The organism is Streptomyces winkii (assembly GCF_032248595.1).
GTDB classification, from domain to species: Bacteria; Actinomycetota; Actinomycetes; order Streptomycetales; family Streptomycetaceae; genus Streptomyces; species Streptomyces winkii.
In genome coordinates this window covers 176,609-202,523 of the sequence record NZ_JASTTH010000005.1, presented here as the reverse complement: position 1 = coordinate 202,523, position 25,915 = coordinate 176,609, and the positions used below count along the sequence as shown (strand labels likewise).

The 25,915-nt window shown below is 72.6% G+C and carries 21 protein-coding genes and 1 pseudogene; 15 read left to right on the top strand and 7 right to left on the bottom strand.

Going from position 1 to position 25,915, the window contains the following annotated elements:
- Nucleotides 1-405 precede the first annotated feature (405 nt).
- From QQM67_RS16625 to QQM67_RS16615, 3 genes are read left to right on the top strand one after another with little or no spacing between them, the layout of a single operon-like run.
- On the top strand, nucleotides 406-2,013 hold the full coding sequence (locus tag QQM67_RS16625; protein ID WP_314174662.1) for a flavin-containing monooxygenase: 1,608 nt from the start codon (nucleotides 406-408) through the stop codon (nucleotides 2,011-2,013).
- Complete coding sequence (locus QQM67_RS16620) at nucleotides 2,013-3,122, top strand: alpha/beta fold hydrolase (protein ID WP_314174661.1); 1,110 nt, start codon at nucleotides 2,013-2,015, stop codon at nucleotides 3,120-3,122. The genes QQM67_RS16625 and QQM67_RS16620 overlap by 1 nt, the downstream gene beginning before the upstream one ends.
- 14 nt (nucleotides 3,123-3,136) lie before the next feature.
- Nucleotides 3,137-4,009, top strand: coding sequence for an SDR family oxidoreductase (locus QQM67_RS16615; protein ID WP_399067100.1), 873 nt, complete (start codon nucleotides 3,137-3,139; stop codon nucleotides 4,007-4,009).
- Between the two features lie 398 nt (nucleotides 4,010-4,407).
- Here the strand turns inward: QQM67_RS16615 and QQM67_RS16610 are convergent, their stop codons facing one another.
- Together QQM67_RS16610 and QQM67_RS16605 are read right to left on the bottom strand one after the other, a co-directional pair.
- Nucleotides 4,408-8,040 (bottom strand): S41 family peptidase, encoded by a 3,633-nt coding sequence (locus QQM67_RS16610; RefSeq protein WP_314174659.1) that lies wholly within the window; start codon nucleotides 8,038-8,040, stop codon nucleotides 4,408-4,410.
- Between the two features lie 370 nt (nucleotides 8,041-8,410).
- A complete protein-coding gene (locus tag QQM67_RS16605; protein ID WP_314174658.1) occupies nucleotides 8,411-8,824 on the bottom strand; it encodes an SsgA family sporulation/cell division regulator in 414 nt (137 codons plus the stop codon).
- A 301-nt stretch (nucleotides 8,825-9,125) separates the two neighbouring features.
- Between QQM67_RS16605 and QQM67_RS16600 the strand changes: the two genes are divergently transcribed.
- The 4 genes from QQM67_RS16600 to QQM67_RS16585 all read left to right on the top strand — a co-directional run bounded on the left by QQM67_RS16600 (nucleotide 9,126) and on the right by QQM67_RS16585 (nucleotide 13,415).
- Entirely contained in the window at nucleotides 9,126-10,421 is a 1,296-nt protein-coding gene (locus QQM67_RS16600) for an energy-coupling factor ABC transporter permease (protein WP_314174657.1), read from the top strand.
- A gap of 1 nt (nucleotide 10,422) precedes the next feature.
- Nucleotides 10,423-11,184 (top strand): cobalt ECF transporter T component CbiQ, encoded by a 762-nt coding sequence (gene cbiQ / locus QQM67_RS16595; RefSeq protein WP_314174656.1) that lies wholly within the window; start codon nucleotides 10,423-10,425, stop codon nucleotides 11,182-11,184.
- A gap of 113 nt (nucleotides 11,185-11,297) precedes the next feature.
- Nucleotides 11,298-12,038 carry an ATP-binding cassette domain-containing protein gene (locus tag QQM67_RS16590; protein WP_399067098.1) on the top strand — a complete coding sequence of 247 codons (741 nt, stop codon included), beginning with the start codon at nucleotides 11,298-11,300 and terminating at the stop codon, nucleotides 12,036-12,038.
- A gap of 48 nt (nucleotides 12,039-12,086) precedes the next feature.
- A complete protein-coding gene (locus QQM67_RS16585; RefSeq protein WP_314174654.1) occupies nucleotides 12,087-13,415 on the top strand; it encodes a serine hydrolase domain-containing protein in 1,329 nt (442 codons plus the stop codon).
- A gap of 172 nt (nucleotides 13,416-13,587) precedes the next feature.
- Here the strand turns inward: QQM67_RS16585 and QQM67_RS16580 are convergent, their stop codons facing one another.
- Nucleotides 13,588-14,046: an ATP-binding protein gene (locus QQM67_RS16580; RefSeq protein WP_314174653.1), complete on the bottom strand. Its 459-nt coding sequence runs from the start codon at nucleotides 14,044-14,046 to the stop codon at nucleotides 13,588-13,590.
- Between the two features lie 191 nt (nucleotides 14,047-14,237).
- Here QQM67_RS16580 and QQM67_RS16575 point away from each other — a divergent pair, with 191 nt between their 5' ends.
- From QQM67_RS16575 to QQM67_RS16560, 4 genes are all read left to right on the top strand, one after another.
- Nucleotides 14,238-15,119, top strand: a complete 882-nt coding sequence (locus QQM67_RS16575) for a helix-turn-helix domain-containing protein (RefSeq protein WP_314174652.1) — start codon at nucleotides 14,238-14,240, stop codon at nucleotides 15,117-15,119.
- Nucleotides 15,116-15,373: a DUF397 domain-containing protein gene (locus QQM67_RS16570; protein WP_314174651.1), complete on the top strand. Its 258-nt coding sequence runs from the start codon at nucleotides 15,116-15,118 to the stop codon at nucleotides 15,371-15,373. The genes QQM67_RS16575 and QQM67_RS16570 overlap by 4 nt, the downstream gene beginning before the upstream one ends.
- Nucleotides 15,374-15,495: 122 nt before the next feature.
- Nucleotides 15,496-16,314, top strand: a complete 819-nt coding sequence (locus tag QQM67_RS16565) for an SAM-dependent methyltransferase (protein WP_314174650.1) — start codon at nucleotides 15,496-15,498, stop codon at nucleotides 16,312-16,314.
- Entirely contained in the window at nucleotides 16,311-16,640 is a 330-nt protein-coding gene (locus QQM67_RS16560; RefSeq protein ID WP_314174649.1) for a hypothetical protein, read from the top strand. The genes QQM67_RS16565 and QQM67_RS16560 overlap by 4 nt, the downstream gene beginning before the upstream one ends.
- A gap of 58 nt (nucleotides 16,641-16,698) precedes the next feature.
- Here the strand turns inward: QQM67_RS16560 and QQM67_RS16555 are convergent.
- A pseudogene (locus tag QQM67_RS16555) lies at nucleotides 16,699-18,441 on the bottom strand (ATP-binding SpoIIE family protein phosphatase); the annotation flags it as partial.
- Nucleotides 18,442-20,359: 1,918 nt separating this feature from the next.
- Nucleotides 20,360-20,650: a hypothetical protein gene (locus tag QQM67_RS16550; RefSeq protein ID WP_314174648.1), complete on the bottom strand. Its 291-nt coding sequence runs from the start codon at nucleotides 20,648-20,650 to the stop codon at nucleotides 20,360-20,362.
- A 271-nt stretch (nucleotides 20,651-20,921) separates the two neighbouring features.
- On the opposite strand from QQM67_RS16550, the gene QQM67_RS16545 reads away from it, so the two are divergent.
- From QQM67_RS16545 to QQM67_RS16530, 4 genes are all read left to right on the top strand, one after another.
- On the top strand, nucleotides 20,922-21,761 hold the full coding sequence (locus QQM67_RS16545) for a helix-turn-helix domain-containing protein (RefSeq protein ID WP_314174647.1): 840 nt from the start codon (nucleotides 20,922-20,924) through the stop codon (nucleotides 21,759-21,761).
- Entirely contained in the window at nucleotides 21,758-22,000 is a 243-nt protein-coding gene (locus QQM67_RS16540) for a DUF397 domain-containing protein (protein WP_314174646.1), read from the top strand. The genes QQM67_RS16545 and QQM67_RS16540 overlap by 4 nt, the downstream gene beginning before the upstream one ends.
- Before the next feature lie 12 nt (nucleotides 22,001-22,012).
- Complete coding sequence (locus QQM67_RS16535; RefSeq protein ID WP_314175114.1) at nucleotides 22,013-22,789, top strand: SDR family NAD(P)-dependent oxidoreductase; 777 nt, start codon at nucleotides 22,013-22,015, stop codon at nucleotides 22,787-22,789.
- A 160-nt stretch (nucleotides 22,790-22,949) separates the two neighbouring features.
- Nucleotides 22,950-23,930, top strand: a complete 981-nt coding sequence (locus QQM67_RS16530; protein WP_314174645.1) for an alpha/beta fold hydrolase — start codon at nucleotides 22,950-22,952, stop codon at nucleotides 23,928-23,930.
- Between the two features lie 127 nt (nucleotides 23,931-24,057).
- On the opposite strand, the gene QQM67_RS16525 is transcribed toward QQM67_RS16530, so the two are convergent.
- Nucleotides 24,058-25,023, bottom strand: coding sequence for a 4-(cytidine 5'-diphospho)-2-C-methyl-D-erythritol kinase (locus tag QQM67_RS16525; protein WP_314174644.1), 966 nt, complete (start codon nucleotides 25,021-25,023; stop codon nucleotides 24,058-24,060).
- Complete coding sequence (gene rsmA, locus QQM67_RS16520) at nucleotides 25,020-25,871, bottom strand: 16S rRNA (adenine(1518)-N(6)/adenine(1519)-N(6))-dimethyltransferase RsmA (RefSeq protein ID WP_314175113.1); 852 nt, start codon at nucleotides 25,869-25,871, stop codon at nucleotides 25,020-25,022. Before rsmA ends, QQM67_RS16525 begins: the two co-directional genes overlap by 4 nt.
- Nucleotides 25,872-25,915 lie beyond the last annotated feature (44 nt).

The window sequence follows — 25,915 nt, the reverse complement described above, 5'->3', positions numbered from 1 at the left end:
TCGGTTCGTCGTGCCTCGGCTCGTCGCCGCTCGGTTCGTTACGGCCCGACTCGTTCCTGCGGCTCAACTCGCCGTGGCCGCCCGTCTGTTGCTCCCTCACCCGTCCCCCTCCGGCCGCGAGCGATTCCCCCGCGCACGGCACATTCGACGTCATTCGACGTGCCGCGCGGAGCCGTCGTCGACCGCGGGCACTCGTACTGAGTTCGCTGTACGTGCCGGCCCCGTTGCCGGTACCAGGTGTGCGCAGTGCTGTCGCCGAGCCGGACGCCCTCCAACCGTGCAACCGGCGGTAACTTCCGTTGCGCGACCCCTACCCATCGGTATCCGTCTGCCCTACGCTCCAACCGTGCCAGTGATTACTGGCATGTTGCTGGTGGTGGAAGACAGACCCCGGGAGGCGGCGGAATGGCGGCCGAGCGCGAGCGCGAGCACGAGCACGTAAGGGTTGCGGTGATCGGATCCGGATTCGGCGGTTTGGGAGCCGCCGTACGGCTGCGCCGCGCCGGAATCACGGACTTCGTCGTCCTCGAACGCCGGGAGGCCGTCGGCGGCACCTGGCACGACAACACGTATCCGGGGTGCGCGTGCGACGTGCCCTCGCATCTGTACTCCTTCTCCTTCGCGCCCAACCCCGAGTGGCCGCGCACCTTTTCGGGGCAGGAGCACATCCGCGCCTATCTGGAGCGGGTCGCGGACACCTTCGGGCTGCGGCCGCACATCAGGTTCAACTCCGAGGTCGAGCTGATGAGCTGGGACCCGGAGGAGCTGCACTGGACCATCACCACCGGGCAGGGCGACCGGCTGACCGCGGACTTCGTCGTCAACGCGACGGGCCCGCTCTCCGACGCCAAGATCCCGGACATCCCCGGCCTGGAGGGCTTCGGCGGCAAGGTCTTCCACACCTCGCGCTGGGACCACGACTACGACCTGAGCGGCAAGCGCGTGGCCGTCATCGGCACGGGCGCCTCCGCGATCCAGGTCGTGCCGTCGATCCAGCCGCAGGTCGAGCGGCTCACCCTCTTCCAGCGCACACCGGCGTGGGTCATGCCCAGGGCCGACCGGGAGATCCGCGCGGTGGAGCGCAGGCTGCACGCCAGGGTGCCGGCGACGGGCAGCCTGCGGCGCCAGATCCTGTGGGCCATAAGGGAGTTGCAGGTCTCGGCCTTCGCCAAGCACCCGCAGGTCCTCGGCCTCCTCGAAGGCCTGGCGTCCAGGCACATGAAGCGTGCCGTGAAGGACCCGGAGACGCGGCGCAAGCTCACTCCGGACTACCGCATCGGGTGCAAGCGCATCCTGCTCTCCAACGACTACTATCCGGCGCTCGCTCAGCCCAACACCGACCTGGTCGCCTCCGGTCTGAAGGAGATCCGCGGCAACACCCTCGTCGCCTCGGACGGCACCGAGGCCGAGGTCGACGCGATCATCTTCGGCACCGGCTTCCACGTCACGGACATGCCGATCGCGCAGCGCGTCAAGGGCGCCGACGGCATGACGCTCGCCGAGTCGTGGTCCGAGGGCATGGAGGCGCTGCGCGGCTGCTCGGCCGCCGGCTTCCCCAACCTGATGACCGTCATCGGGCCCAACACGGGCCTGGGCAACAGCTCGATGATCCTCATCATCGAGGCGCAGCTGACCTACATGGTCGACTACCTGCGGAAGTTGGAGACGTTGGGCGGCGAGTCCGGCAAGGTCGCCCTCGACGCCCGCCCCTCGGCCGTACGCGCCTGGAACGGCCACGTGCAGGACAGGATGCGCCGCAGCGTGTGGAACACGGGCTGCGACAGCTGGTATCTCGACGCCAACGGCCGCAACACGACCGTGTGGCCGGGCACGACCTCCGAGTTCCGCAAGGTCACCAGCGAGGTCCGGCTTGAGGAGTACGAGGTGCTGCGGCAGCCCGCGCGGGGCCGTGCCTCCGCCGCGCGCCGCCCCGCCGCGGCAGGCGCGCGGGTGCCGGGCACAGCCGGACGCGGCGTCGCGACCGCCGCCTTCCACGCGGCGGAGGAGGGCTGATGGCGCGCCTCACGGCGTCGCTGGGCAGGACGCCCGGCCCGTACGATCCACCGCCCGCCGCACGGGAGTTGACCGCGACATCCGCCGACGGCGCCCGCATCCACGTCGAGGTGCACGGACGCGGAAGCGATCCGGCCGTGGTGCTGTCACACGGCTGGACGTGCTCCACGGCCTTCTGGGGCGCCGTCATAAGGGAGTTGACGGCGAGCGGCCACCGCGTGATCGCGTACGACCAGCGCGGCCACGGCCGCACGCCGGGCACCGACCCCCGCGCCTACAGCCCCGCCACGCTCGCCGACGATCTGTGCGCCGTACTGGACGAGGCGCTGGAGGCGGGCGAACGGGCCGTCGTGGGCGGCCACTCCATGGGCGCGATGACCCTCATCGCCGCCGCCGGGCGACCGGACCTCGAACGGCGGGCCGCCGCACTGCTGTTGTGCAACACGGGTGCGCACCGGCTCGTGACCTCGGCACGGATTTTCCCCGTCCCCTCAAGGCGCGTCCGCGAGCGGGCTCAGCGATTCCTGCTGCTCTCCAGGCTGCCGCTCGGTCCCGAGTCGCCGGTGACGAGAAGGGCGCTGAAGTACGGGACGCTGGGCCCCGGCGCCACTCCCGAACAGGTCGCCGTCGTCGCCCGCGTGGTGCACGCGTGCCGCCCGCGCGAACGCGGGGCCTGGGGCGCCGTGTTGGCGGACCTCGACATCGCGGCGAACGTCCGCTCGCTCCGCCCGCCGACCGCGGTGATCACCGGCGCCGCGGACCGTCTGACGCCTCCGGCCGCGGGCCGCGAGATAGCGGACGCGCTGCCGCACTGCACCGGGCTGCACGAGCTGCCCCGGCGCGGGCACATGACGCCGATCGAGACTCCGTCCGAGGTGAGCGGGGTACTGCGCGCGCTCGTACGGGAGCACCTCACGGACGCGGAAGCGGCGGCGGGAGAGGCGGCCGGGGCGGCGGCCGGAACCCGAACGGACAAGCCCGGTACGGGAACGGGAACGAAGACGCCGGCGCGGACGCGAACGAAGCGGACACAGGCGAAGCAGACACAGCCGAAGCAAGCACAGCCGAAGCAGACACAGGCGAATCAGACGAAGGAGGAGGCGCCGTGAGCCGTCGTCGGAGCATGGAGGGCCAGGTCGCGGTCGTCACCGGGGCGGCCCGCGGAGTGGGCGAGCTGCTGGCGCGGAAGCTCTCCGCGCGGGGAGCGAGGGTCGCGCTGATCGGCCTGGAACCCGACGAGTTGAAGAAGGTGAACGCGTCGCTCCCTGCGGAGTCGGCGTACTGGCACGGCGACGTCACCGACCAGGACGCGATGACCCGTATCGCCGCGGAGGTCGGGGACCGCTTCGGCAAGGTCGACGTCGTGGTGGCCAACGCGGGCGTCGCCAGCGGCGGCCCGTTCACCGACTCCGACCCCGTGTCGTGGCGGCGCGTCATCGAGGTCAACCTCCTCGGCGGGGCGGTGACGGCGCGCGCGTTCCTCCCCCGGCTCATCGCCTCCCGGGGCTACTTCCTCCAGATCGCCTCGCTCGCCGCGATCACTCCGGCTCCGATGATGAGCGCGTACTGCGCGTCGAAGTCGGGCGTCGAGGCCTTCGCCCACTGCCTGGCCGCGGAGGTGGGCCACAAGGGCGTACGGGTCGGCGTCGGCTATCTCTCCTGGACCGACACGGACATGGTGCGCGGCGCCGACGAGGACGAGGTCATGCGGGACCTGCGCAAGCGGCTGCCATGGCCGGCGAACCGCACGTATCCGCTGGGCCCGTCCGTCGACCGCATCGTGGCGGGCATCGAACGCAGGTCGCGCCATGTCTACGGGCAGTGGTGGCTGCGCGGCATGCAGGGCGTCCGCGGCTATCTGCCGCCCGTCATCGGCACGGTGGGCCGCCGCGAGATGCGCCGCTTCGAGCCCCGCCTCACCGGCACCGGCATCCGCACGGGCCTCGTGGGCGCGGGCGGCGCCGCGGACGAGGGCGAACGCGCGGCCCGCCGCTGACGCGACGCCGCGGTGGCGCGCGCTGCCGCGCGGGGTTCTGCCCGAGTGAACGCCGCCCCGGCCCGGCCGTGAAGCCGGAGAACAGCCGGCGGGTCTTGCCGGTTGCGGAGCTGTTCCGCCGCCGGGCTCTCACCGCCATGGTGCGTCCGCCGTTGCTGCGGAGGCGACTCCGCCGCAGCGGCGGGCGGCGGCCCGACGGACGCTGCGGAGCCGTTCCGTACGAGTCTCCCGCCGCGTCCTCGAATGCCGTGCACAGAAGCGGCGTTCGGGCTGATCCACCTGGTCGGGGCTCGCGGGGCACCGCGTTCGCGCTTCGGAGTCCTCCCCGGCTGCCGGCTGCCGGCTTCCCGGAATCCCGTGGCCGGACGCGGCCCGATACCGCCCGCTCAGCCGTCCGTTCAGCCGCGCGGTGGCAGTGACGGGCGGCTCAGGTCGGGGACGCGGGTGTAGTCCGGCGGGGCGGACGCCGGGTGGTGTTCCAGGAGTTCGAGGGCGGTGCGTACGGCCTTCTCCAGCACCGAGGGCCGCCCCTCCGCCCACTCCACCGGCGAACGCACCGCCTCGATGTCCGGCGCGATGCCGTGGTTCTCCACGGACCAGCCGTACGCGTCGAACCAGGCGGCGTGCATGGGCACCGTGATCGTGGTGCCGTCCACGAGCTGGTGGCGGCCCGTCACGCCGACCACGCCGCCCCAAGTGCGGGCGCCGACCACGGGGCCGAGGCCCAGCAGCCGGAAGGCCGCGGTGATCATGTCGCCGTCGGACGAGGTCATCTCGTCCGCGAGCGCGACGACGGGGCCGCGCGGCGCGTTGCCCGCGTAACTGACGGGCTGCGCGTCCCGCGTGAGGTCCCAGCCGAGGATGGTGCGGGTCAGCGTCTCGACCACCAGTTCGCTGATGTGCCCGCCCGCGTTGCCCCGTACGTCGACGATCAGGGCCGCTCGTGAGACCTCCATCCGCAGATCGCGGTTGAACTGTGCCCAGCCCGATCCGCCCATGTCGGGGATGTGCAGATAGCCGCACCGTCCGTCGCTCAACTCCCGTACGACGGCGCGGCGTCGGGCGACCCAGTCCTGGTAGCGCAGCGCCCGGTCGTCGATGAGCGGGAGGACGGCGACCCGGCGCGGGGGCTGTCCGTCCGCCCCGGCGAGGGACGGTGCCTGGCCGTGGATGCGGGAGCTGCCACCGGTCGCGGGACGGGCGCCGTTGCCGGTCGCCGGCCGGGCGCCGTTCCGGGAACCGCCGCGGGTCGCGGGCCGCGAACCGTCGCCGTCCGGCTCGGCCTCGGGCTGTGTGAAGCCCAGCTCGACCGTGCTGCCTCCGGCCGCCGCCAGCAGCGGCCACGGCCCGGCGATCGGGTCGACCTGCCGCCCGTCGATGTGCGTGAGTACCGCGCCCTCCCGCACGCCGGTGCCCGCGAGAGGCGAACGCGCCTTGGAGTCGGAGGAGTCGCCCGGCAGGATGCGCTGGATGTGCCACTCGCCGGACGGCGTACGCGCGAGGTCGGCGCCCAGCATCCCGATGGGCTGCTGGTAGTGGGACGGGCCCTCGTCGCGCCGCGCCGGCGTGACGTACGCGTGCGAGGTGCCCAGTTCACCGAGGACTTCGCGGAGCAGGTCGGCGAACTCGTCGGGCGACGCCACGCGCCGTACGAGCGGACGGTACTGGTCGAGCACGGCCGTCCAGTCGATGCCGCACATCCGCGGCTCCCAGAAGTACGCCCGTACGATCCGCCCCGCCTCCTCGTACGCCTGCCGCCACTCGGCGCCCGGGTCGACCTCGTGGAGTACGCGGCGCAGGTCGATCCACGTGGTCGTCGCGTCCTCCGCGACCTCGGCGGCGGGCACCGCGCGCAGCTCGCCGTCGTCGTTGACCACGAGCCGCGAGCCGTCGCCGCTGAGCGAGAACCAGTCGACGTCCTCGCTGAGTTCGGTGCGCTTCGCCGTCGCCAGGTCGAAGTGTTCGAGGGTGGGGCGGCCGGAGGTGTCGGCGGGGTTCGCGAACGTCTCGCCGAGCGCTCCGGAGATCGGGTAGCGCAGCCAGATCAGCCCGCCGCCGCTGACGGGAGCGAGCGCGGAGTACTTCGACGCCGTCACCGGGAACGGCGTCACCCTGCTCGCCAGGCCCTCGGCCTCGACGAGCACGGGACCGCCCTCACCGCCGCCGTTCGGGGTCTCTTCGCCGTAGGCGGGGGCGGGATCGAGCCCCCCGGCGGCCGGGCGGCCCTCGGGGGAGAGGGCGAAGGGCGAGGGGGTCGCGGACGACAGCGGTACGAGATAGGGGCGGCAGCCCAGCGGGAACGACAGGTCGCCGGTGTGCACGTCGTATACGGGGTCGAAGCCGCGCCACGAGAGGAACGCGAGGTAGCGGCCGTCCCGGGTGAAGACCGGCTGCTCGTCCTCGAAGCGGCCGTCGGTGACGTCGATGAGGGTCCGGCTCTCCAGATTCGCGATCTTGATCTGGCTGAGTGAACGGCCCACGCCCGGGTGCGCCCAGGTGAGCCAGCGCGAGTCCGGTGAGAAGGACAGGTCGTGTACGGGACCGTTGTCCGACCGGACCAGCACGTCCACCTCGGGGTCCGGGGCGGCGCCCGCGCGCGCGGCCCCGGCAGCGCCGTCGGCCCTGCCCCCGGTGACCCCACCGGCCTCGACACCCGTGTCGACACCCGCCTCGACACCTGCCTCCCCGCCGCTTTCGACGCCCGCCTCGTCCCCGGCCTCGACGGCCGCCCCGCTCAGCGCGCTCACGTCGAGCAGCAGCAGCCGTCCGTCGTGGCTCGCGACGGCCAGCCTCCGCCCGTCCGGCGAGACGGCCAGCTCGCGCGCGCGTCCGAGGAGGCCGGAGGCGATCCGCCGGGGCGGGCCCGTACGGGTCGCGCGCGGCAGGTCCGCGATCTCGACGGCGTCCTCGCCGGTCGCGTCCGAGACGTACGCGATCTTCCCGGTGTCGCCGAGCATCCGCGGCAGCCGCACCCGCACCCCCGGGGTGTCGGAGACGGCGCGCGCCGGGCCGTCCCGGTGCGTGAGCCAGTAGAGGCTGCCCCGTACGCAGACGGCGCTGGCCCGCCCCGTCGCGTCCGCCGCGAGGGAGTCGAGGTTGGCGGCGGCGGGGACCTGGTAGCTGCGCCGCCCGGCCCGCGGACCGCCCAGCCTGACGTCCAGCCGGCGCGGCCTCCCGGACGGCGAGAAGTCGTCGACGAGCCACAGGTCGCCCCCGCACTGGTAGACGACCCGGTTGCCGTCGGTCGACGCGTTGCGGGCGTAGAAGTCGTCGTGGTCGGTGTGCCGCCGCAGGTCGGTGCCGTCGGGACGGCACGAGTAGAGGTTGCCGATGCCCTCGTGGTCGGAGAGGAAGGCGATCCGGGCGTCGTCGCCCACGAACATCACCGAGTCGAGGTGCCCCTCCAGGTCCGGCAGCAGCCGCTCGCCGTGCAGCCACAGCCGCCCGGTGGCCCCGCCCCGGTAGCGCTTCCAGGAGGCGGGGTCGTGCGGCGGCTTGCCCGTGAGCAGCAGGGTGCGGCGGACGCCGCCGTATTCGGTTACGGCGATGTCGGCGACGGGGCCCCAGGGCAGGCGGCTGCCGGGGCTGCCGTCGGTCGGGAGCCGGTAGGACCAGGTGCGGTAGTGGAACGGCTGCTCGTGCGAGGAGACCGCCAGCACGTCTCCCTCGGGCGTCCAGCCGCACACGCGCGCCTGCGGTGCGCCCCAGTACGTCAGACGACGGGCCGGGCCGCCGTCGACGGGGACGACATGGATCTCGGGGTCGAGACTGCGCCACGAGGTGAAGGCGATCCGCCGCCCGTCCGGTGAGAAGCGGGGGCAGGTGACGCGGGTGCGGTCGACCGTCAGCCGCCAGGCTCGCCCCCGGGATCGCTCGCGCCGTGCGGCCGTCCCCGCGCTTCCGGTCGCCGCCGTGCTTCCCGGGGTGAGCGGCGCGATCCAGACGTCGTCCTCGGCGACGAAGCACACGAGGTCGTCGTGCAGGTGCGGGTAGCGCAGATACGGGGCGTGTGCGCCGTCCTCGTCAGCCACGGCGGCCCCCCGGCCGCTGCCCGGGGCCCTGCGTCGGGGCGCACGGTGCCGCCGAGATGAGACGGGTTCGGCGTGCGGCTCCCGCGGGCGAGGGCGGCGGATCGTGACGCATGGCCATGACTGCCATGGTTCGAGCAGGTTCGCGCGGCGGCAACTCGTGAGCAGCGGCGGCATGAGCGGGCGCATGAGCGGCACGAGCGGGCGCGTGAGCCGGGGCGGCCGCGACCTACGTACGAGGGTGTACGGGGAGACGCCCGAGCGGGAACGGGAACGGGATCGAGAGCGGAAACCTGAGTCGGGAGCGGAGGCGGAAACCGGGTCGGAAACCGGGTCGGGAACCGAGTCGGGAACTGGGCCGGGCCCCTGTCGCTCAGACCCCGCGCAGCAGCGCGGCCAGGCCCAGCTCCACGTCCGTCTCGCCGTGCTCCTGGCCCGCGGCGACCTCGTCGTACGAGCGGAGCAGGAAACAGCGGAGGTCGGCGCTGTCGAACTCGACGACGGCGACGCCCTCTTCGGAGAGCAGCTCGATCACCGTGCGGGAGCCGTCGCGCGGCCATACGTGTACGTCGCCCTCGCCGGCGGGGCTGTGGAGTCCGGCGTCGAGAAGTTCACGGGCGAAGGCCCAGGCGACGTCCGCGCCGTCGAGCGAGGCGTCGGCGGGGAAGAGGATGCGGACGGCGAGGGGATCGGCGGCGTCGTAGCGCAGGGAGGGGCGCAGCTCCCTGCTCGTGTGCGGTCCAGCGATGAGGCGGGCCTGCACGGTGTGATCGAAGACTGCGGACATCCTCTGCTCCTATGTCGTCGGGGGCGGCCCCGGCCGCTCGGCTCCGTGTTGCCCATTCCCACTGACAGACGCACGGGGAGGGGCTGGAGTCACCGGAAAAACAGGGTGAGGTGTGCCACAGGCTGCCCCGTTCCGGTCTCTCGTGAACACCGGCCCGCCGTCCGGTATTTCAAGCGAGGCTCCCGCTCTTGCAATTGGTTTGCAGGAAGGCCCTATCATCGAACGGTTGCGTAGTGGCTGAAGGATCCGGCCGAGCCGGGAAGTCCAGCCGGGAAGCCGAACCGAGAAGCGGAGTGGCGTCATGCATGTGCCCGACGGATTCATCAACGCCCCCGTGTCCGTCGCCGCCGGCGTCGCCGCGGCGGGTGCGGTCGCGGTCTCGCTGCGCGGCGCGCGCCGCGAACTCGGCGGCGGGGAGGGCGAGTCCGCAGGTGGAGCCGCCGCCGGCGCGCTGCCGGGCGGTGAACGCACCGCGCCCCTCGCAGGTCTCGTCGCGGCGTTCATCTTCGCCGTGCAGATGCTCAACTTCCCCGTGGCGGCCGGGACGAGCGGCCATCTGCTGGGAGGCGCGCTGGCCGCGGTGCTCGTCGGCCCGTACACCGGGCTGCTGTGCGTCGCCGTCGTACTGCTGATGCAGGGGGTGCTCTTCGCGGACGGCGGGCTGACCGCGCTCGGCGTGAACATCCTGGACATGGGCGTCGTGACCGTCGTCGTCGCCTACGGGATATTCCGCGGGCTGCTGCGCGTCCTGCCGCGCGGACGGGGAAGCGTCACGGGCGCCTCGTTCGCCGCGGCGCTGGTCTCGGTGCCCGCCGCGGCGGTCGCGTTCACCGGGCTCTACGCGCTGGGCGGCACCGCGGACGTCGAGTTGGGCAAGGTCTTCGCCGCGATGACGGGCGTGCATGTGCTGATCGGCATCGGCGAGGCGGCGATCACGGCGGCGACGGTCGGCGCCGTCGTCGCGGTGCGTCCCGATCTCGTCTACGGGGCACGGGACTTCGCCGCACGGCCGCTTGAGCTGCGTACGGCGGTGGTGGCGGCCCCCGGCGGCGCCACGGCGACGCGGCAGGCGGACGCCGGAGCACCGGACGGGTCCGGAACCGGGCCCGTCTCCGCACACGTCTCCGCGTCCGTCTCCGCACCCGCGTCCGGAACCGCACCCCAGCCCGCCGCCGAGCGCGAGCCCGAGACCGCACCCGTCTCCGCGTCCGCGCCCGCCGCCCCCTCCCGCCGCCCCAACCGCGGCCTGTGGCTGGGCGGTCTGGCCGCGACCGTGCTCTGCGCGGGCGTCGTCAGCTTCTACGCCTCTGCCAGCCCCGACGGCCTGGAGAAGGTCGCCGCCGACAACGGCATCGACAAGCGCGCCGAGGACCACGCCGCGAAGGACTCCCCCCTCGCCGACTACGGCGTCGAGAGCATCGCCGACTCCCGCCTGTCCGGCGGGCTCGCGGGCGTCATCGGCGCCGGGGCGACGCTCGCGGCGGGCAGCGCCGTCTTCGTCGTGGTGCGCCGCCGCCGCGAGGGGAACCGGACGGGTCCGGCGAACCAGGGGCCGGTGAACCAGGGTCCGGCGAACCAGGGACAAGAGGCCGTCTGACATGGGTGCGGGCCATGCCCACAAGCTCTATCTGCACGGGAGTTCACCCGTGCACGCGCTGCCGCCGCACTGCAAGCTCGCCGCGGTCTTCTGCTTCGTACTCGTCGTGGTCTCGACGCCGCGCGAGGCGATGTGGGCCTTCGCGCTGTACGCGGTGCTGCTCGCCGCCGTCGCCCGCGCCGGGCGGGTTCCGTACGGGCATCTGCTGAAGCGGATGCTGATCGAAGTGCCGTTCGTGGCCTTCGCGGTGCTGATGCCCTTCGTCGCGCGCGGCCCCTACGTGGAGGTGCTCGGCATGACGCTCTCCTCGTCGGGGCTGTGGGGCGCGTGGAACGTCCTCGCCAAGGGCACGCTCGGCGTCGCCGCCTCGGTGCTGCTCGCCTCGACGACGGAGCTGCGCGAACTCCTGCTCGGGCTCCAGCGGTTGAGGCTGCCCCAACTGCTCGTCCAGATCGCCTCGTTCATGGTCCGGTACGGCGACGTCATCACCGACGAGATGCGCAGGATGCGGATCGCGCGCGCCTCGCGGGGCTTCCGCGCGCGGGGCGTACGGCAGTGGGGCGTGCTGGCGAAGTCCGCCGGTGCGCTCTTCATCCGCTCGTACGAGCGTGGCGAGCGCGTCCACCTCGCCATGGTCAGCCGCGGTTACACGGGCACGATGCCCGTCGTCGACGAGGTGAACGCGACGCGCGCGCAGTGGACCGGGGCCGCGGCCCTCCCGCTCGCGGCGCTCGCGGTCTGCCTGCTGGGATGGACCCTGTGACGAGCGACAGCACGAGCGACCCGACGAGCGGCAGTACGCGCGCCGGCGCGGGCCGCAGCACGAGCGGGGCCACCGGCGGCGAGCCGGGCACGGGCTCCGCGCCCCCGCCCTCCCTGCACGTCTCCGGCCTCGCATACGCCTACCCCGACGGCCATCAGGCCCTGTTCGGCGTCGACTTGACCGTCCCGCGCGGTGAGCGCGTCGCCCTGCTCGGTCCCAACGGCGCGGGCAAGACCACCCTCGTACTGCACCTGAACGGAATCCTCACCGCGGGCGCGGGCTCCGTCACCGTGGCGGGGCTGCCGGTCGGCAGGGAGCATCTCGCGGAGATCCGGCGCCGGGTCGGCATCGTCTTCCAGGACCCTGACGACCAGCTGTTCATGCCCACGGTGCGCGAGGACGTGGCGTTCGGCCCCGCGACCGCCGGGCTGCGCGGCGCCGAGCTGGCCTCGCGCGTGCACGACGCCCTCGCGCGGGTCGGCATGGAGGCGCACGCCGACCGCCCGCCGCACCACCTCTCCTTCGGGCAGCGCAGGCGCGTCGCGGTGGCCACCGTGCTGGCCATGCAGCCGGAGATACTCGTACTGGACGAGCCGTCCTCGAACCTCGACCCGGCGTCGCGCCGTGAACTGGCCGACATCCTCCAGCAGTTGGACGTGACGGTGCTGATGGTCACGCACGACCTGCCGTACGCGCTCCAGCTGTGCCCGCGTTCGGTGGTGCTCAGCGACGGCGTCATCGTCGCGGACGGCGCCACGCAGGAACTCCTCTGCGACGAGGCGCTGTTGGCCGCGCACCGCCTGGAGCTGCCGTTCGGCTTCGACCCCGGCTCGGTGCGGGTGCCGCAGCGATAGCACCATGGACCGTGCACGGAAGACGGCACGAGTGGGACGGACAAGGGCGTGAAGGCTCGCAGCGCTGAGAACGCGGTGGACGTCCAGGGCACGGTCGCGGACGGCTACGAGCCCGTCCGGGACGCCTTCGCGGAGAACTTCGCCGAGCGTGGCGAGGGCGGCGCGGCCCTCACCGTGCACCGCGAGGGACGCGTCGTCGTCGACCTGTGGGGCGGCACCCGAGGCGAGGCGAAGCGAGACGAAGACGACCGAGGCGGAGAGAACCCGGACCGAGAGAGCCCGGACCCAGAGAGCCTGCCCTGGCGGGAGGAGACCGCCGCCGTCGTGCGTTCCGCCTCCAAGGGGCCCGCGGCCGCGGTGCTCCATCTGCTCCATCAGCGGGGCCAGTTGGACCTGGACGCGCCCGTCGCCACGTACTGGCCGGAGTTCAAGGCGAACGGCAAGGACCGCGTCCTGGTGCGGCACGTTCTCGCCCACCGCGCCGGGCTGCCCGCGCTCGACACCCCGCTCAGCGTCGGCCAGGCCGTCGACGGCGTCAGCGGCCCCGCCGCCCTCGTGGCCCAGGCACCGCTCTGGGAGCCCGGCACGGACCACGGCTACCACCCGCACACCTTCGGCTGGCTCGTGGGCGAGCTGGTGCTGCGCGCGACGGGACGCGGCCTGGGGCGCTGGTTCGCGGAGGAGGTCGCGGGGCCGCTCGGGCTGCGCATGTGGTTCGGGATTCCGGCGACGCCCGAAATCCCCGACGGAGGCGTCGACTTGGCGCCCCTGGTCGATGTGGCCACCCCGGAACCGCCCGCCGCGGCCGGGCTGCGCCTGCGGCCGAAACGATCGGTCACCCAGGCGTACAGCGATCCGGCCTCGCTGACCCGGCGGGCCTTCGACTCGGTCGGCCCGCGTCCGTACGAGAACGATCCGGCCTGGCTCGCCGCCGGGCTGCCGGGCGCCGGTGCCGTCGCGACGGCCCGCTCGCTCTCACGCTTCTACGCGGCGCTGATCGGGCCCGTCGATCCGCTGCCGGGGACGCCGCGGGACCTGGTGCCGGACCCCCGGCGGTACGGGCGCGGAGCCGCCGCCGCGGCCGGGCGGCTGTTCACACCCGCAACTCTGACGCAGGCGCGCTCCCAGGAGTCGAGCGGCCCCGACCGGGTGCTGGTCGTGGGCTCCCGCTTCGGACTGGGCTTCATGCTGCACGGGCCGGGGGCGCCGATGCTCGCGCAGGGGTCGTTCGGCCACCCCGGCCGCGGCGGTTCGCTGGCCTTCGCCGACCCGGAGTCGGGCGTCGCCTTCGCGTACGTCACGGCCGCCATGCAGCGCTCGGTCACCTCGGATCCGCGTGCCCACGCCCTCGTACGGGCGCTGCGCGGGTGCGTCTGAACGCGAGCCGCACGGCCGACGTCCGACCGACCAACCGCCCGACCGCCCGACCGCCCGTCTTACGACGGGCACCCGGCCGGCCTTCCGGCCGGCCGGGTGCCGCCGCCCCCCTGGATGGTCCGAACGTGCCCGGCGTGCGCTCCGCCGGCCCTGGAGCCTTCAGCCTTGGGCCTCAGCCCTGGAGTTGTGCCCAGACCGCGCTGCCGCGCGTGACCGGAGACACCGTCACGCCCCAGCAGTCGGCCAGCGTCTCGACGATGAACAGCCCGCGGCCGGATTCCCTCTCGGCGGTGGGCGAACGCCGCTGCGGCGCGCGGCTGCTGGTGTCGTCGTCGTGGACCTCCACCCTGACCCCGTCGTACGGGGAGAAGGAGGTGGCGCAGACGATCCACGCGGAGTCGGTGTGCGTGACCGCGTTGGTCACCAACTCCGAGAGGACGAGGGCTGCTTGCTCGCGTAAATCGGGAGAGGCACCTCTGCGGCCGAGCCAGCGGTCCATCGCGTGCCGGGCGCGCGGGACGCTGACGTCCTCGGCCGGCAGCCGGAGGGCATGGGAGTCCGCGCCGGCGGCCGTACCGGACGGCGGGCGCGGTGGGCGGAGTTGCGTGGGGGGCACGCTCAAGGGGAGCACGGCCTCACTATGAGCGCTGCGGTCTTCAACTCGCAAGCTTCCTTCTGATAATTTCAGAGTGAAGGCGCAATGAGGCGGCCTGAGTTGACGGAAAATCGTCGGCTCTGTCCCGCCACGGCTGTGTGGTGGACCGCGCGCACGGTGTACGGCCGCACCGCCGATGACAACCGGGATCTCGGGGAGGTGAGGGCGTGACGGATTCTCTGCCGAGCGGTTCGAGTGCTCCGACGGTCCTGCGCATCATCCTCGGGAAGCGGCTCCGGGAGCTGCGCGAGAGCTCGGGCGTCCGGATCGACGCCGCAGCGAAGGCGCTCCACGTCAACCATCTGACGATCAGGCGGATGGAGAACGCACAGGTCGGTCTCAAGGTCCCGTACCTCAAGGAACTTCTGAACCTGTACGGCGTGGGGGACGCGGAGGTCGGCGAGTTCATCGCCCTGGCCGAGCGGGCGAACGCGCCGGGCTGGTGGTATCCCTTCCGCGACGCGCTGCCCGACTGGTTCCGCGCCTACGTGAGCCTGGAGACGGACGCGGAGGTCATCCGGGTCTACGAACCCCACTACGTGACGGGGCTGTTGCAGACCCGGGACTACGCCCGGGCGGTCATCGGCGCCGGATTCCCCAACGAGTCCTACGAGTCGCTGGAGCACCGCGTCGATCTGCGGGTGCGCCGCCAGGAGTTGCTGGAGCGGCCGGACGCCCCGACGTTGTGGGTCGTCCTCGAAGAGGCCGCGCTGCGGCGCGAGGTGGGCGGCCCGGCGGTCATGCGGGGACAGCTCGACCGGCTCGCGGAGGCCTCGGAGGCGCCGAACGTCACGCTGCGGATCGTTCCGCTCGCGGCCGGGCCGCACCCGGGGACGGGCGGGCACGTGACCTACTTCCGTTTCCACGAGCGGGAGTTGCAGGACATCGTCTACACCGAGGTCGGCCTGACCAGCGCTATCTATCTCGACCAGCGGCCCGACGTGGTCACGCATCTGGAGGCGCTCACGCGCATCTCGCTGCTGGCCGCCGAACACGTACCGGATCCCCGTACGTACCTGCTCAACCTGCGTAAGGAGTTCGAGAAATGACTCGTCAAGCTCCCACCCGTCACGGGGTGCACAACGGGATGCCGGCCCGTGAACTGGGCACCGAGGGCTGGCACAAGCCGTGGAGCGGCCAGAACGGCGGCGCGTGCGTGGAGGCCAAGCGACTGTCCGACGGATGCGTGGCGCTTCGTCAGTCCACCGATCCGGAGAGCCCCGCGCTGCTTTACTCGATGCACGGGATGACCGAGTTCATCGAGGCCGCCAAGTCGGGGGACGCCGACTTCCTCACGAGCTGATCGACGGGGCAGCGAACTTCGACCGACCATACGGGCCGGCCGGCGGGGAAGTACTTCGCCGTGTACTTTCCCCGCCGGCCTCACATGGCAGCCGACCCCACACGGCAGAAGAGGGATGACCGATGACCACGTCCGGCAAGCCGGAGATCGACACCAGCAGGCCCCACTCGGCCCGGATGTACGACTACTACCTGGGCGGTAAGGACTGGTATCCCGTCGACGAGGAAGCCGCCGAGCGGGTCCTCCAGGTCTGCCCCCAGATCCGGCGCACCGCGGAGACCAACAGGTCGTTCATGCACCGCGCCACGCGAACTCTCGCCGCCGACCACGGAGTTCGCCAGTTCGTCGACATCGGCACCGGGATTCCGACCTCGCCCAACCTCCACCAGGTCGCCCAGAAGGTGGCGCCCGACGCCCGCGTCGTCTACGCGGACCACGACGCGACGGTGCTGGAGTACGCACACGTCCTGATGCGCAGCTCCGCCGAGGGCCGCACCGCCTACATCAACGCGGACGTGCGCGAGGACGACATACTCGACTCCCCGCGGCTGCGCGAAGTCATCGACCTGGACAAGCCGGTGGCGCTGTCGCTCGTGGCCCTGCTCCACTTCGTCCCGGACGACCGCAAGCCGTACGAGATAGTCAGCGGCCTCCTGGACCGGCTCGCCTCCGGCAGCTTCCTCGTGCTCAGCCACTGCACGGCCGACTTCGACGCACCGGCCTGGCAGGGCGTGAAGAAGATCTACGACGCGGGCGGCACGGCGGTTCAGCTGCGCAGCAAGCAGGAGGTCGAGCGGTTCTTCGACGGCCTGGAACTGCTCGACCCGCAGGTGACGGCGGCACACGACTGGCGTCCCGACGAGCCCGTCGAAGTGACCGGCGAGGAGGCCGAGTTGCTGCGCAGCGCCGCGCTCTACGCGGCGGTCGGGAGGAAGCCGTGAGCGTTCCGCTCGGAAAGCGGCCCTCCGGCGCCGGCGGGCCGCGGCCGACCAAGGAGCAGCTGCGGCTGGCACACGTGCGGGCCCGTGCGACGGGCGAGTCCCTCGCGCATGTGCTCTCGGTGTTCATGGGCGGGGGCCGCTACGGCGAGGAGACCGGCGCGGCGCCCACCGGGCCCGAGGCCCCGCTGCGGCCCGAGCCGCAGGAGCCGTCCGGGTCCTCCGGGGCGCCGGCTCAGGCGGAGCCGGAGGTCGGCGGCGCCGAGCAGCTCGCCCCGGTGATCCCGCTGTCACGCGCGGCCCGCGGCGACCGCCCGGGACGCAGCTGACAGTTGAGCCCGGCCCGCCCGGCAAGGACCCGAGCCCGAGCGGCCCGGGCCCGCCCGGTCAGAGGTCGGGAAGCCACGCGGACGTCTCCGGAGAACCGGGCGTCTCCTGCCGCGTCTGCTCGGCCCAGATGACCTTGCCGTCCTTGGTGTAGCGGGTGCCCCAGCGCTCCGCGACCTGGGCGACGAGGAAGAGCCCGCGCCCGCCCTCGTCCATGGTGGCCGCGTACCGCAGATGCGGCGAGGTGCTGCTGTGGTCGGCGACCTCGCAGATGAGCGTGCGGTCGCGCAGCAGCCGCACGTTGATGGGCCCGGCGCCGTGGCGCATCGCGTTGGTGATCAGTTCGCTGAGGATCAGCTCGGTGGTGTCGACGAGGTCGTCCAGCCCCCATTCGGTGAGGCGCTCTGAGACGGCGGCGCGCACCCTGGCGACGGCGGAGGGGTCCGACTCCACGTCCCACTCGGCGACTTGGTCCGCTCCCAGCACCTGCGTACGGGCGACGAGCAGCGCGATGTCGTCGCTCTGGACGACGGGCAGAAGCGCGTCGAGCACGGCGTCGCAGGTCTCCTCGGGGGTCTGCTCGGGGTGGGCGAGGGTCTCGCGGAGCAGCCGGAGCCCGGTGTCGATGTCCTGGTCGCGGCGCTCCACGAGCCCGTCGGTGTACAGCACGATCCTGCCGCCCTCCGGCAGCGGCAACTCGGCGGTCTCGAAGGGCAGTCCGCCGATGCCCAGGGGAAGGCCGGCCGGCACGTCGAGGAACTCCACGGTGCCGTCGGGGTGTGCGAGCGCCGGCGTGGGGTGGCCCGCCCTGGCGATGGCGCAGATCCGGGTGACGGAGTCGTAGACCGCGTACAGGCAGGTGGCGCCGGTGATCGTGGTCTGGTCGCCCGCCGCGACCGCGTCCTGGTCGATGAGGGTGACCAACTCGTCGAGGTGGCCGAGGAGTTCGTCGGGCGGCAGGTCGAGGGAGGAGAAGTTGTGCACGGCGGTGCGCAGCCGCCCCATGGTCGCGGCGGCGTGCAGCCCGTGCCCGACGACGTCGCCCATGACCAGCGCGACGCGCGCGCCCGGCAGCGGGATGACGTCGAACCAGTCGCCGCCGACGCCCTCTTGGGCGGGCAGATAGCGGGAGGCGACCTGGACGGCGTTCTGTTCCGGCAGGGCACGCGGCAGCAGGCTCCGCTGGAGCGTCACCGCCATGCCGTGCTCGCGGGTGTAGCGGCGGGCGTTGTCGATGGACACGGCGGCGCGGGCGGCCAGTTCGGCCGCGAGGGAGAGGTCGTCGTCCTCGAAGGGCTCTGGCTTTTCGGAGCGCCAGAAGTTCACGACGCCGAGCATCACGCCACGGGCGGGCAGCGGCGCCGAGATGAGCGAGTGGATGCCGTAGTCGATGACCCGGGAGGCCCGTGTGCGGTCGATCGCCTGCCACCCGGGGGACTCGTCCAGACGGGGTTCCAGGACCGCCTGCCCGGACTCGAAGGTGCGGGCCTGCGGCGAGGACGGCACGAAGGTGATCAGGTCGCCGACGGGGAAGAGGGGCGGCTCTTCGCTGATGCCGCTGAAGGCCGTGCGCCGCAACCGCACTCCGCCTTCGCTGGTGCGGCTGCTGGTGCCGTTCACGCCGGGCTCGTCGCCGCGCAGCACGGGCTCGGCCAGATCGACGGTGACGAAGTCGGCCAGACGGGGCACGGCGACCTGTGCCAGCTCTTCGGCCGTACGGGTCACGTCCAGGGTGGTGCCGATGCCGCCGGTCGCGTCGTAGAGCAACTCCAGCCGCCGACGGACCAGCTCGACCCGCTGCGACGCCTCGCCGATCATCTCCATGATCTCGTCGGAGCGGACCTGCTCCTCTCCGGCCACCGCGTCGACCGCGAGCCGCGCGGAGGCCGCGCCGACCGAACCCGCGAGCTGGGACTCCGCGTGATGGACCAGCTCCGGGGCCGCCTCGGCAGTGGGCGAGTCGGCGTCCGTCCCGTGATAGGAGCGCATCGCCCGCTGGGCGCCGTCCCGTCCGAGGAAGCGCTGGAGCAGCCTCTGGAGCTCGCCGACCGTGGCGCGGGTCCGCCAGCGCCGCTCCCTGGGGGGCCCTTCGAGGACGTCGACGAACTGCACCGCCTGCGCCCGCTCGGAGGCGTCCGGCTCACCGGCGAGGGAGACCACGACATACGCGCCGATGTTCAGCAGCGCGCTCCAGAACATCGCATGGCTGACCGGGTCCAGCCCGGACAGGCCGAACAGCTGCTGCGGCCGCAGCGCGTGGATGCCCAGAGGACCGTCGTTCAGGAACGACTTGGGCAGCAGTCCGGACTCGGCGAAGCTCGGCAGCAGCAGGGTGTACGCCCACACGGCGAACCCGAGCGCGAGGCCGGTCAGCGCGCCCTGGCGGGTGCCGCCCTTCCAGAACAGCCCGCCCAGGATCGCGGGCGCGAACTGCGCCACCGCCGCGAAGGACACCGTGCCGATCGCCCCCAGCGCCGGCCCCTCCCCGGCGAGCCGGAAGTACGCGTACCCGAGCAGCAGGACCAGCACGATGGTCACCCGGCGGATGCCCAGCACCATGCCGGAGAGGTCCTCCCGGTGGGCCATCCGGCGCTTGCCGCGCAGCAGCAGCGGCATCACGAGCGAGTTGGACACCATGGTGCTGAGCGCGACCGTCTCGACGATGATCATGCTGGTGCCCGCGCTGACGCCGCCGATGAAGACCAGCAGCGCGAGCGCCTGCGGGCCCTCGGACATCGGAAGCGTCAGGACGTACGTGTCGGCGTCGGCTGAGTTCCCCAGCCGCAGAAGCCCCCCGGCCGCGATCGGCAGCACGAAGAAGGTGATCGCGAGCAGATACAGCGGGAACACCCACATCGCACGCTTGAGGTGCTTCTCGTTGACGTTCTCGACGACGATCATCTGCCACTGCCGGGGCAGCAGCACGATCGCGAGCATGGCCAGCAGATTGAGCCAGACCCACTCGCCGTAGCCGGTCTCCGGCCGCAGCGTGAACAGCTTGGAGAGGCCGTCCGAGGTCTGGGAGAACAGGTCGCCGAACCCCGAGAACACCCAGAAGGTCACGAAGACCCCGACCGAGACGAACATGACGAGCTTGACCACGGACTCGAAGGCGATGGCGGCGACGATGCCCTCGTGGCGCTCGGTGGCGTCCAGGTGCCGGGTGCCGAAGAGGATCGTGAACGCGGCCAGCGCCAGCGCCACGTAGAACCCGGTGTCCTCGTACAGCGGGACGTGGCCCAGGTCCGAGGTGGAGGTGATGTCGGGGTGCCGCCGCAGGATCTCGAAGGTGTTGGAGATCGCTTTGAGCTGTAGCGAGATGTAGGGAACGATCCCGACCACCGCGACGATCGTGACCAGACCGCCCAGCGCGGCGCTCTTGCCGTAGCGGGCGGAGACGAAGTCGGCCAGCGAGGTGATCCGGTGCCGTCTGCTGATCCGGATGATTCTGCGCAGCACCAGCCAGCCCAGCGCGAACATCACCATCGGCCCCAGATAGACCGAGAGGAAGCCGACGCCGTCCTTGGCGGCGGTGCCCACGTTCCCGTAGAAGCCCCACGCGGTCTCGTACACCGCGAGGGACAGCGCGTAGACCGTGGCGTTGTTGATCAGGCTGCGGCCGGTGTCCGCCCGCCGGTCGGCATAGAAGGCCACGGCGAAGAGCAGACCGAGGTACGCCACCGAGACGGCGACGATCACCCAGGTCTGTAGCAGCACGGCATTACCTCGGTCTGCCGCCGATGAAGGCGACCAGACCGATCAGGACCGCCCAGACGAGATAGAGGTAGAACCAGAGGACCGGGACGCCGAAGATCCGGTCCGGGTGGTCGAACTGCGCCAGCATCGGCGGAACGATCAGCACGATCCCCAAGGCGGCTACGGCCGTCAGGCGCCCGGCGAGCTGTTTGTCGTCTCGTGGCTTCGCCACGGCTCCCTCCGCATCCTCAAGGTCCGCGCTGCGACCGCCCTGGTACGTCCGCTGCCGTACCAGGGCGCCGATCGAGTCCGCCATGGCCGGCACTGCGCCCAGTCCAGCACGGCACGGTCAGGGCCGCACTGCGCGACCTCGTTCGCAGCAGGCCCCGCCGCCCCCCGGATGGGTCAACGCCACCGGGGGCGGCACCTCCCGGAACCGGCACCCCGGAACGGTCGGAATCGGCGGTACGCGAGCTGGTACGCGGTGGGAGCGTACGAGTGCGACCCGGTGGACACCCTCGTTAACTCTCTGTGAGCATCGGGGAGTTGCGACAGGTCAGGGCCAACGGGACCGGAGGGGGCCGGAGATGAGGCAGAGTGCGGGCAGGTCCTGGGGCGGCGAGCCGGACACGTCGGACAGCCTCAAGTCCTTCGGCGCGATCGTGAAGGTCTTCCGCGAACGGGCCGGGATGACGCAGGACGCGCTGGCCGAACTGGTGCAGTACTCGCTTCCGATGGTCTCCTCGATCGAGCAGGGACGCCGCCTGCCGCCGCCGGAGTTCGTCGAGAGGGCCGAACTCGCGCTGGACGCCTTCGGAGTGCTGCGGGCGGCGGCCCAACACGTCGGACGGCAGCCGGGGTTGGCGAACTGGTTCCGCGAGTGGGCGCGGCTGGAGAAGGACGCCATCAACCTGTGTACGTACGAGTGCCGTCTGGTGCCGGGGCTGCTCCAGGCCGAGAGGTATGTCCGCACGGTCTTCGACAACCGGCTGCCGCCGCTGACGGACACGCAGCTGGAGTCCCAGGTCACCGCGCGAATGGAACGGCAGCGGCTGCTGATCGAGCGCCCCTGCACGTCCTTCAGCTTCATCGTCGAGGAGTCCGTCTTCCTGCGCCGCCTCGGCGGCGTCGACGTCACGCGTGAGCAGCTCGAACATCTGCTGCGCTGCGGGGAGTTGCGCAATGTGGAGATCCAGATCGTCCCGGCCGACCGGGAGGAGCACGCGTGCCTTGACGGCCCCGTCGCGCTGCTCGAAACGCCGTACCACCGCTGGCAGGCCTACAGCGAGGGCCAGGAGAACGGCCGGCTGATCTCCGAGCCGAAAGAGGTCAGCGTGCTCCAGATGCGGTATGCCAAGATGCGCTCACAGGCTCTGTCCCACGTCGAATCGATGAGCCTGCTGCATCAGATGCGAGGAGCGCTATGACCCCCGAACTGGCCTGGTTCAAGTCGAGCTACAGCGGCACATCCGGCGACAACTGCCTGGAAGTGGCCCTCTCCTGGACCAAGTCGAGCTACAGCGGCACCCAGGGCGACGACTGTGTCGAGGTCGCGGCCTGCCCCGGCACCGTCCACGTGCGGGACTCCAAGGACAAGGAAGGCCCCCAGCTCGCGCTCTCCCCGAGCGCCTGGACCGCCTTCGTCGCCCACGCCGCACAGGCGTAACTCCCCGTGTCCATGCGGCGGTTCGAGGGCTGTGCGGCGCTGGTGACCGCCGCCGGGCAGGGCATCGGCGCGGCCGTCTCCCGGCGGCTGGCCGACGAGGGCGCACGCGTGCTGGTCTCCGATCTGGACGGCGCGCGGGCAGCCCGTACCGCCGAAGAGATCCGGGAGCACGGAGGAGAGGCCGAGAGCACGGCCTGCGACGTCGGGGACCGCGAATCGGTCGAGTCCGCCGTGTCGCAGGCCGTGGAGCGCTTCGGCCGCCTGGACGTGCTGGTCAACAACGCCTACTCCTGCCACGCGGACGCGGAGTTGCTGGAGGACGAGCCGGACGAGGTCTGGCAGGCGGACCTGGACACCACGCTCACCGGCGCGTTCCGCTGCGCGCGGGCCGCGATGCCGCACCTCGCCGCCGCGGGCGGACGTGGCGCGATCGTCAACGTCGGCTCCGTCAACGGGATTCAGGACTTCGGCAACCACGCGTACAGCGCCGCCAAGGCCGGTCTCGCGAGCCTCACCCGCACCCTCGCGGGAGACGGCGGACCGCGCGGCGTGCGGGTCAACCTGGTCGCGCCGGGCACCGTACGTACGGCCGCGTGGGCGGGCAGGGACGAGGCCCTGGAACGGCTGGCCGAGGTCTATCCGCTCGGCAGGGTGGGCCGCCCCGAGGACATCGCGGCGGCGGTCGCGTTCCTCGCCTCCGCCGACGCGGAGTGGATCACGGGCGTGACGCTGCCGGTCGACGGCGGCATCACGTCCGTCAACACGGCCTTCGCGCGGCAGCTGCGCTGAGGCGGCGGCACGCGGGACGCCGGACGAACCGGCCGCCCCGGTGCCGGGTTTGCCGAACCGGCAACGAAACTCGCGGTGTCCGCGCCGTTCCCGCAGGATCGAGCGCGGATCACCGCCCGGGGCCGCCCTCCGGGGGCGGACCGAGAACCTTGGAGCGCTCATGTCGCAGCAGGCCACGGACGTCACGCACCGGCTGGTCCCCTCGCCCGCGGGCCGAATCCACCTGGCCGAACAGGGCACGGGGCCGCTGGTGCTGCTCGTGCACGGCTTCCCGGAGTCCTGGTACTCGTGGCACCGCCAGCTGCCGGCCCTGGCGGCGGCCGGATACCGCGCGGTCGCGGTCGACGTACGTGGCTACGGCCGCTCGTCCAAGCCCGGCAGTATCGAGGCGTACCGGATGCTGGAGCTGGTGGAGGACGCCGCCGCCGTGGTGCACGCCCTGGGCGAGGAGTCCGCGGTCATCGTCGGCCACGACTGGGGGTCGGTCATCGCCGCCAACTCCGCCCTGGTCAGGCCGGACGTCTTCCGCGCGGTCGGGATGCTGAGCGTTCCCTACGCCCCGCGCGGCGGGCCCCGGCCCAGCGAGATCTTCTCCCGGCTGGGCGGGGACGACGAGTTCTACATCTCCTACTTCCAGGAACCCGGCCGGGCCGAGGCGGAGATCGAGCCCGACGTGCGCGGCTGGCTCGCGGGCGTCTACGCCGCCCTGTCCGCCGACACCATGGCTCCGCCCGGCGGACCGGCCCCGCACTTCATCAGCCCGGGCGGGAAAATGCGCGACCGCTTCCCCACCGACCGGCTGCCCGGCTGGCTCAGCGAGAGCGATCTGGACGTCTACAGCGGGGAGTTCGAGCGGACCGGCGTGAGCGGGGCGCTCAACCGCTACCGGAACATGGACCGGGACTGGGAGGAGCTCGCCGACTTCGACGGCGCCCCCATCACCCAGCCGTCCTTCTTCGCCGGCGGCGGACGGGACGCCTCCACCACGTGGATGGACGAGGCGATCGAGGCCTTTCCGACGACGCTGCCCGGCCTGATCTCCTCGCAGATCCTCGACGACACCGGCCACTGGATCCAGCAGGAGCGCCCCGACGAGATCAACCGGCTCCTGGCCGACTGGCTCTCCGAACTGCCGAGTTGAGGTCTCGCTGGCTGTGCCCGGGTCGGGCCCGGTCGGGTCGGTTCGGCCGGGCTCGGTCCGGGCTCGGTTTCCGGGCTGGGTCCGGGCTGGGTTTCCGGGCCGGGTCCGTGGCTCTCTCGGGGCGCCGTCAGCGGAGGGTCGCGCCCGGAGCCGGTGAGGTCGTCGTGCGCGCGGTGCGGCAGTGCCCCGAGGCCCTCAGTGCCGATGCGACCTGTTCCGCCGACTCCGCGTCCCGGGTGAGGAACGCGCACGTCGGGCCCGAGCCGGAGACCAGCGCGGCCAGCGCGCCCGCCGCCGAGCCGTTCTTGAGGGTGTCGGTCAGCGACGGGCGCAGCGAAACGGCCGCCGCCTGAAGGTCGTTGGAGACCGAGGCCGCCAGCGCCTCCGCGTCGCCCGTGCGCAGCGCGTCGAGCAGCGCACGCGAAGGCCGGGGCTCCGGCACGGAGTCGGCGGTCGCGCCCGTACCGCCGCTCTCGCGCAGCCGGTCGCACTCGCGGTAGACGGCCGGCGTGGACAGCCCGCCGTCCGCCAGGGCGAAGACCCAGTGGAACGTCCCGCCGGTCTCCAGGGGCGTCAGCAGCTCGCCGCGCCCCTGGCCGAGCGCCGCGCCGCCCACGAGGGCGAACGGCACATCGGACCCCAACTCGGCGCCCAGGGAACGCAGTTCGTCCGGCTCCGTCCGCGTGCCCCACAGGGCGTCACACGCCAGCAGCGCGCCCGCCGCGTCCGCGCTGCCGCCCGCCATGCCCCCCGCGACGGGGATGTCCTTCTCGATGTGCAGCCGCACGTGCGGCTCGCGCCCGTGCCGCTCGGCGAGCAGCCGTGCGGCACGCACGGCCAGATTGCTCTCGTCCAGCGGGACTTGGGCCGCGTCGCGGCCCGCGACGGTCAGCCGCACGCCGTCCTCGCCGGGGCTCGCGGTGACCTCGTCGTACAGGCCGACGGCGAGGAACACGTTCGCCAGGCCGTGGAAGCCGTCCGGGCGCAGACCGCCCACCGCCAGCTGGACGTTGACCTTCGCCGGGACCCGTACCGTCACCCGGCCGGTGTCCGTCCCGGTCCCAGTCCCGGTCCCGGACGCATTCGCTGTCACGCGGCGTTCTCCTTGTGCTTCGTACGCTGTTCCGCGATCGCGGCGAACTCCGCGACCGTCAGCTGCTCCCCGCGCGCACGCGGCGAGACACCCGCGCCGGTCAGCGCCTCCTCGGCCGCCGACGCCGAACCGGCCCACCGGGCGAGCGCCGAGCGCAGCGTCTTGCGGCGCTGCGCGAACGCGGCGTCCACGACGGCGAAGACCTCGTCACGCGTGGCGCGGGTGCGCGGCGGATCGCGCCGGACGAGCGAGACCAGGCCCGAGTCGACGTTCGGCGCGGGCCAGAAGACGCTCCGGCCGATCGAGCCCGCGCGCTTCACCTCGCAGTACCAGGACGCCTTGACCGACGGCACGCCGTAGACCCTCGAACCGGGCCCCGCGGCAAGCCTGTCGGCGACCTCCGCCTGCACCATGACCAGGGCGCGCCGCAGCGTCGGGAACGACGCCAGCATGTGCAGCAGCACCGGAACGGCCACGTTGTAGGGGAGGTTGGCGACCAGCGCGGTCGGCGGCGGCCCCGGCAGCCGCGTCACGTGCATCGCGTCGTCGTGCACGAGCGCGAAGTGCCCGGCGCGGTGCGGCAGTCGGGCCCCGACGGTGGCCGGAAGGCCGGCTGCCAGGGCGTCGTCGACCTCGACGGCGACGACGCGGTCCGCGGTCTGGAGGAGCGCGAGCGTCAGCGAGCCCAGGCCCGGCCCGATCTCCAGCACGACGTCGTGGGCGCCGACGTCCGCGGTACGCACGATCCTGCGCACCGTGTTCGCGTCGATGACGAAGTTCTGACCGCGCTGCTTCGTCGGCCGCACGCCCAGCGCATCGGCGAGCTCGCGGATATCGGCGGCGCCCATGAGCGCGCCGGGGGCCTGCTCGTGCCCGGCGTCGTGGTCGCTTT

Bases quoted from the DNA above. Each gene is read 5' to 3' on its own strand.
- QQM67_RS16565 (WP_314174650.1), top strand. From the start codon at position 15,496: ATGACCACGTCCGGCAAGCCGGAGATCGACACCAGCAGGCCCCACTCG.
- QQM67_RS16550 (WP_314174648.1), bottom strand. From the start codon at position 20,650: ATGGCGGACTCGATCGGCGCCCTGGTACGGCAGCGGACGTACCAGGGC.
- QQM67_RS16600 (WP_314174657.1), top strand. From the start codon at position 9,126: ATGCATGTGCCCGACGGATTCATCAACGCCCCCGTGTCCGTCGCCGCC.
- QQM67_RS16625 (WP_314174662.1), top strand. From the start codon at position 406: ATGGCGGCCGAGCGCGAGCGCGAGCACGAGCACGTAAGGGTTGCGGTG.
- QQM67_RS16530 (WP_314174645.1), top strand. From the start codon at position 22,950: ATGTCGCAGCAGGCCACGGACGTCACGCACCGGCTGGTCCCCTCGCCC.
- QQM67_RS16620 (WP_314174661.1), top strand. From the start codon at position 2,013: ATGGCGCGCCTCACGGCGTCGCTGGGCAGGACGCCCGGCCCGTACGAT.
- QQM67_RS16605 (WP_314174658.1), bottom strand. From the start codon at position 8,824: ATGTCCGCAGTCTTCGATCACACCGTGCAGGCCCGCCTCATCGCTGGA.
- QQM67_RS16540 (WP_314174646.1), top strand. From the start codon at position 21,758: ATGACCCCCGAACTGGCCTGGTTCAAGTCGAGCTACAGCGGCACATCC.
- QQM67_RS16545 (WP_314174647.1), top strand. From the start codon at position 20,922: ATGAGGCAGAGTGCGGGCAGGTCCTGGGGCGGCGAGCCGGACACGTCG.
- QQM67_RS16615 (WP_399067100.1), top strand. From the start codon at position 3,137: ATGGAGGGCCAGGTCGCGGTCGTCACCGGGGCGGCCCGCGGAGTGGGC.
- QQM67_RS16570 (WP_314174651.1), top strand. From the start codon at position 15,116: ATGACTCGTCAAGCTCCCACCCGTCACGGGGTGCACAACGGGATGCCG.
- cbiQ (WP_314174656.1), top strand. From the start codon at position 10,423: ATGGGTGCGGGCCATGCCCACAAGCTCTATCTGCACGGGAGTTCACCC.
- rsmA (WP_314175113.1), bottom strand. From the start codon at position 25,871: ATGGGCGCCGCCGATATCCGCGAGCTCGCCGATGCGCTGGGCGTGCGG.
- QQM67_RS16535 (WP_314175114.1), top strand. From the start codon at position 22,013: ATGCGGCGGTTCGAGGGCTGTGCGGCGCTGGTGACCGCCGCCGGGCAG.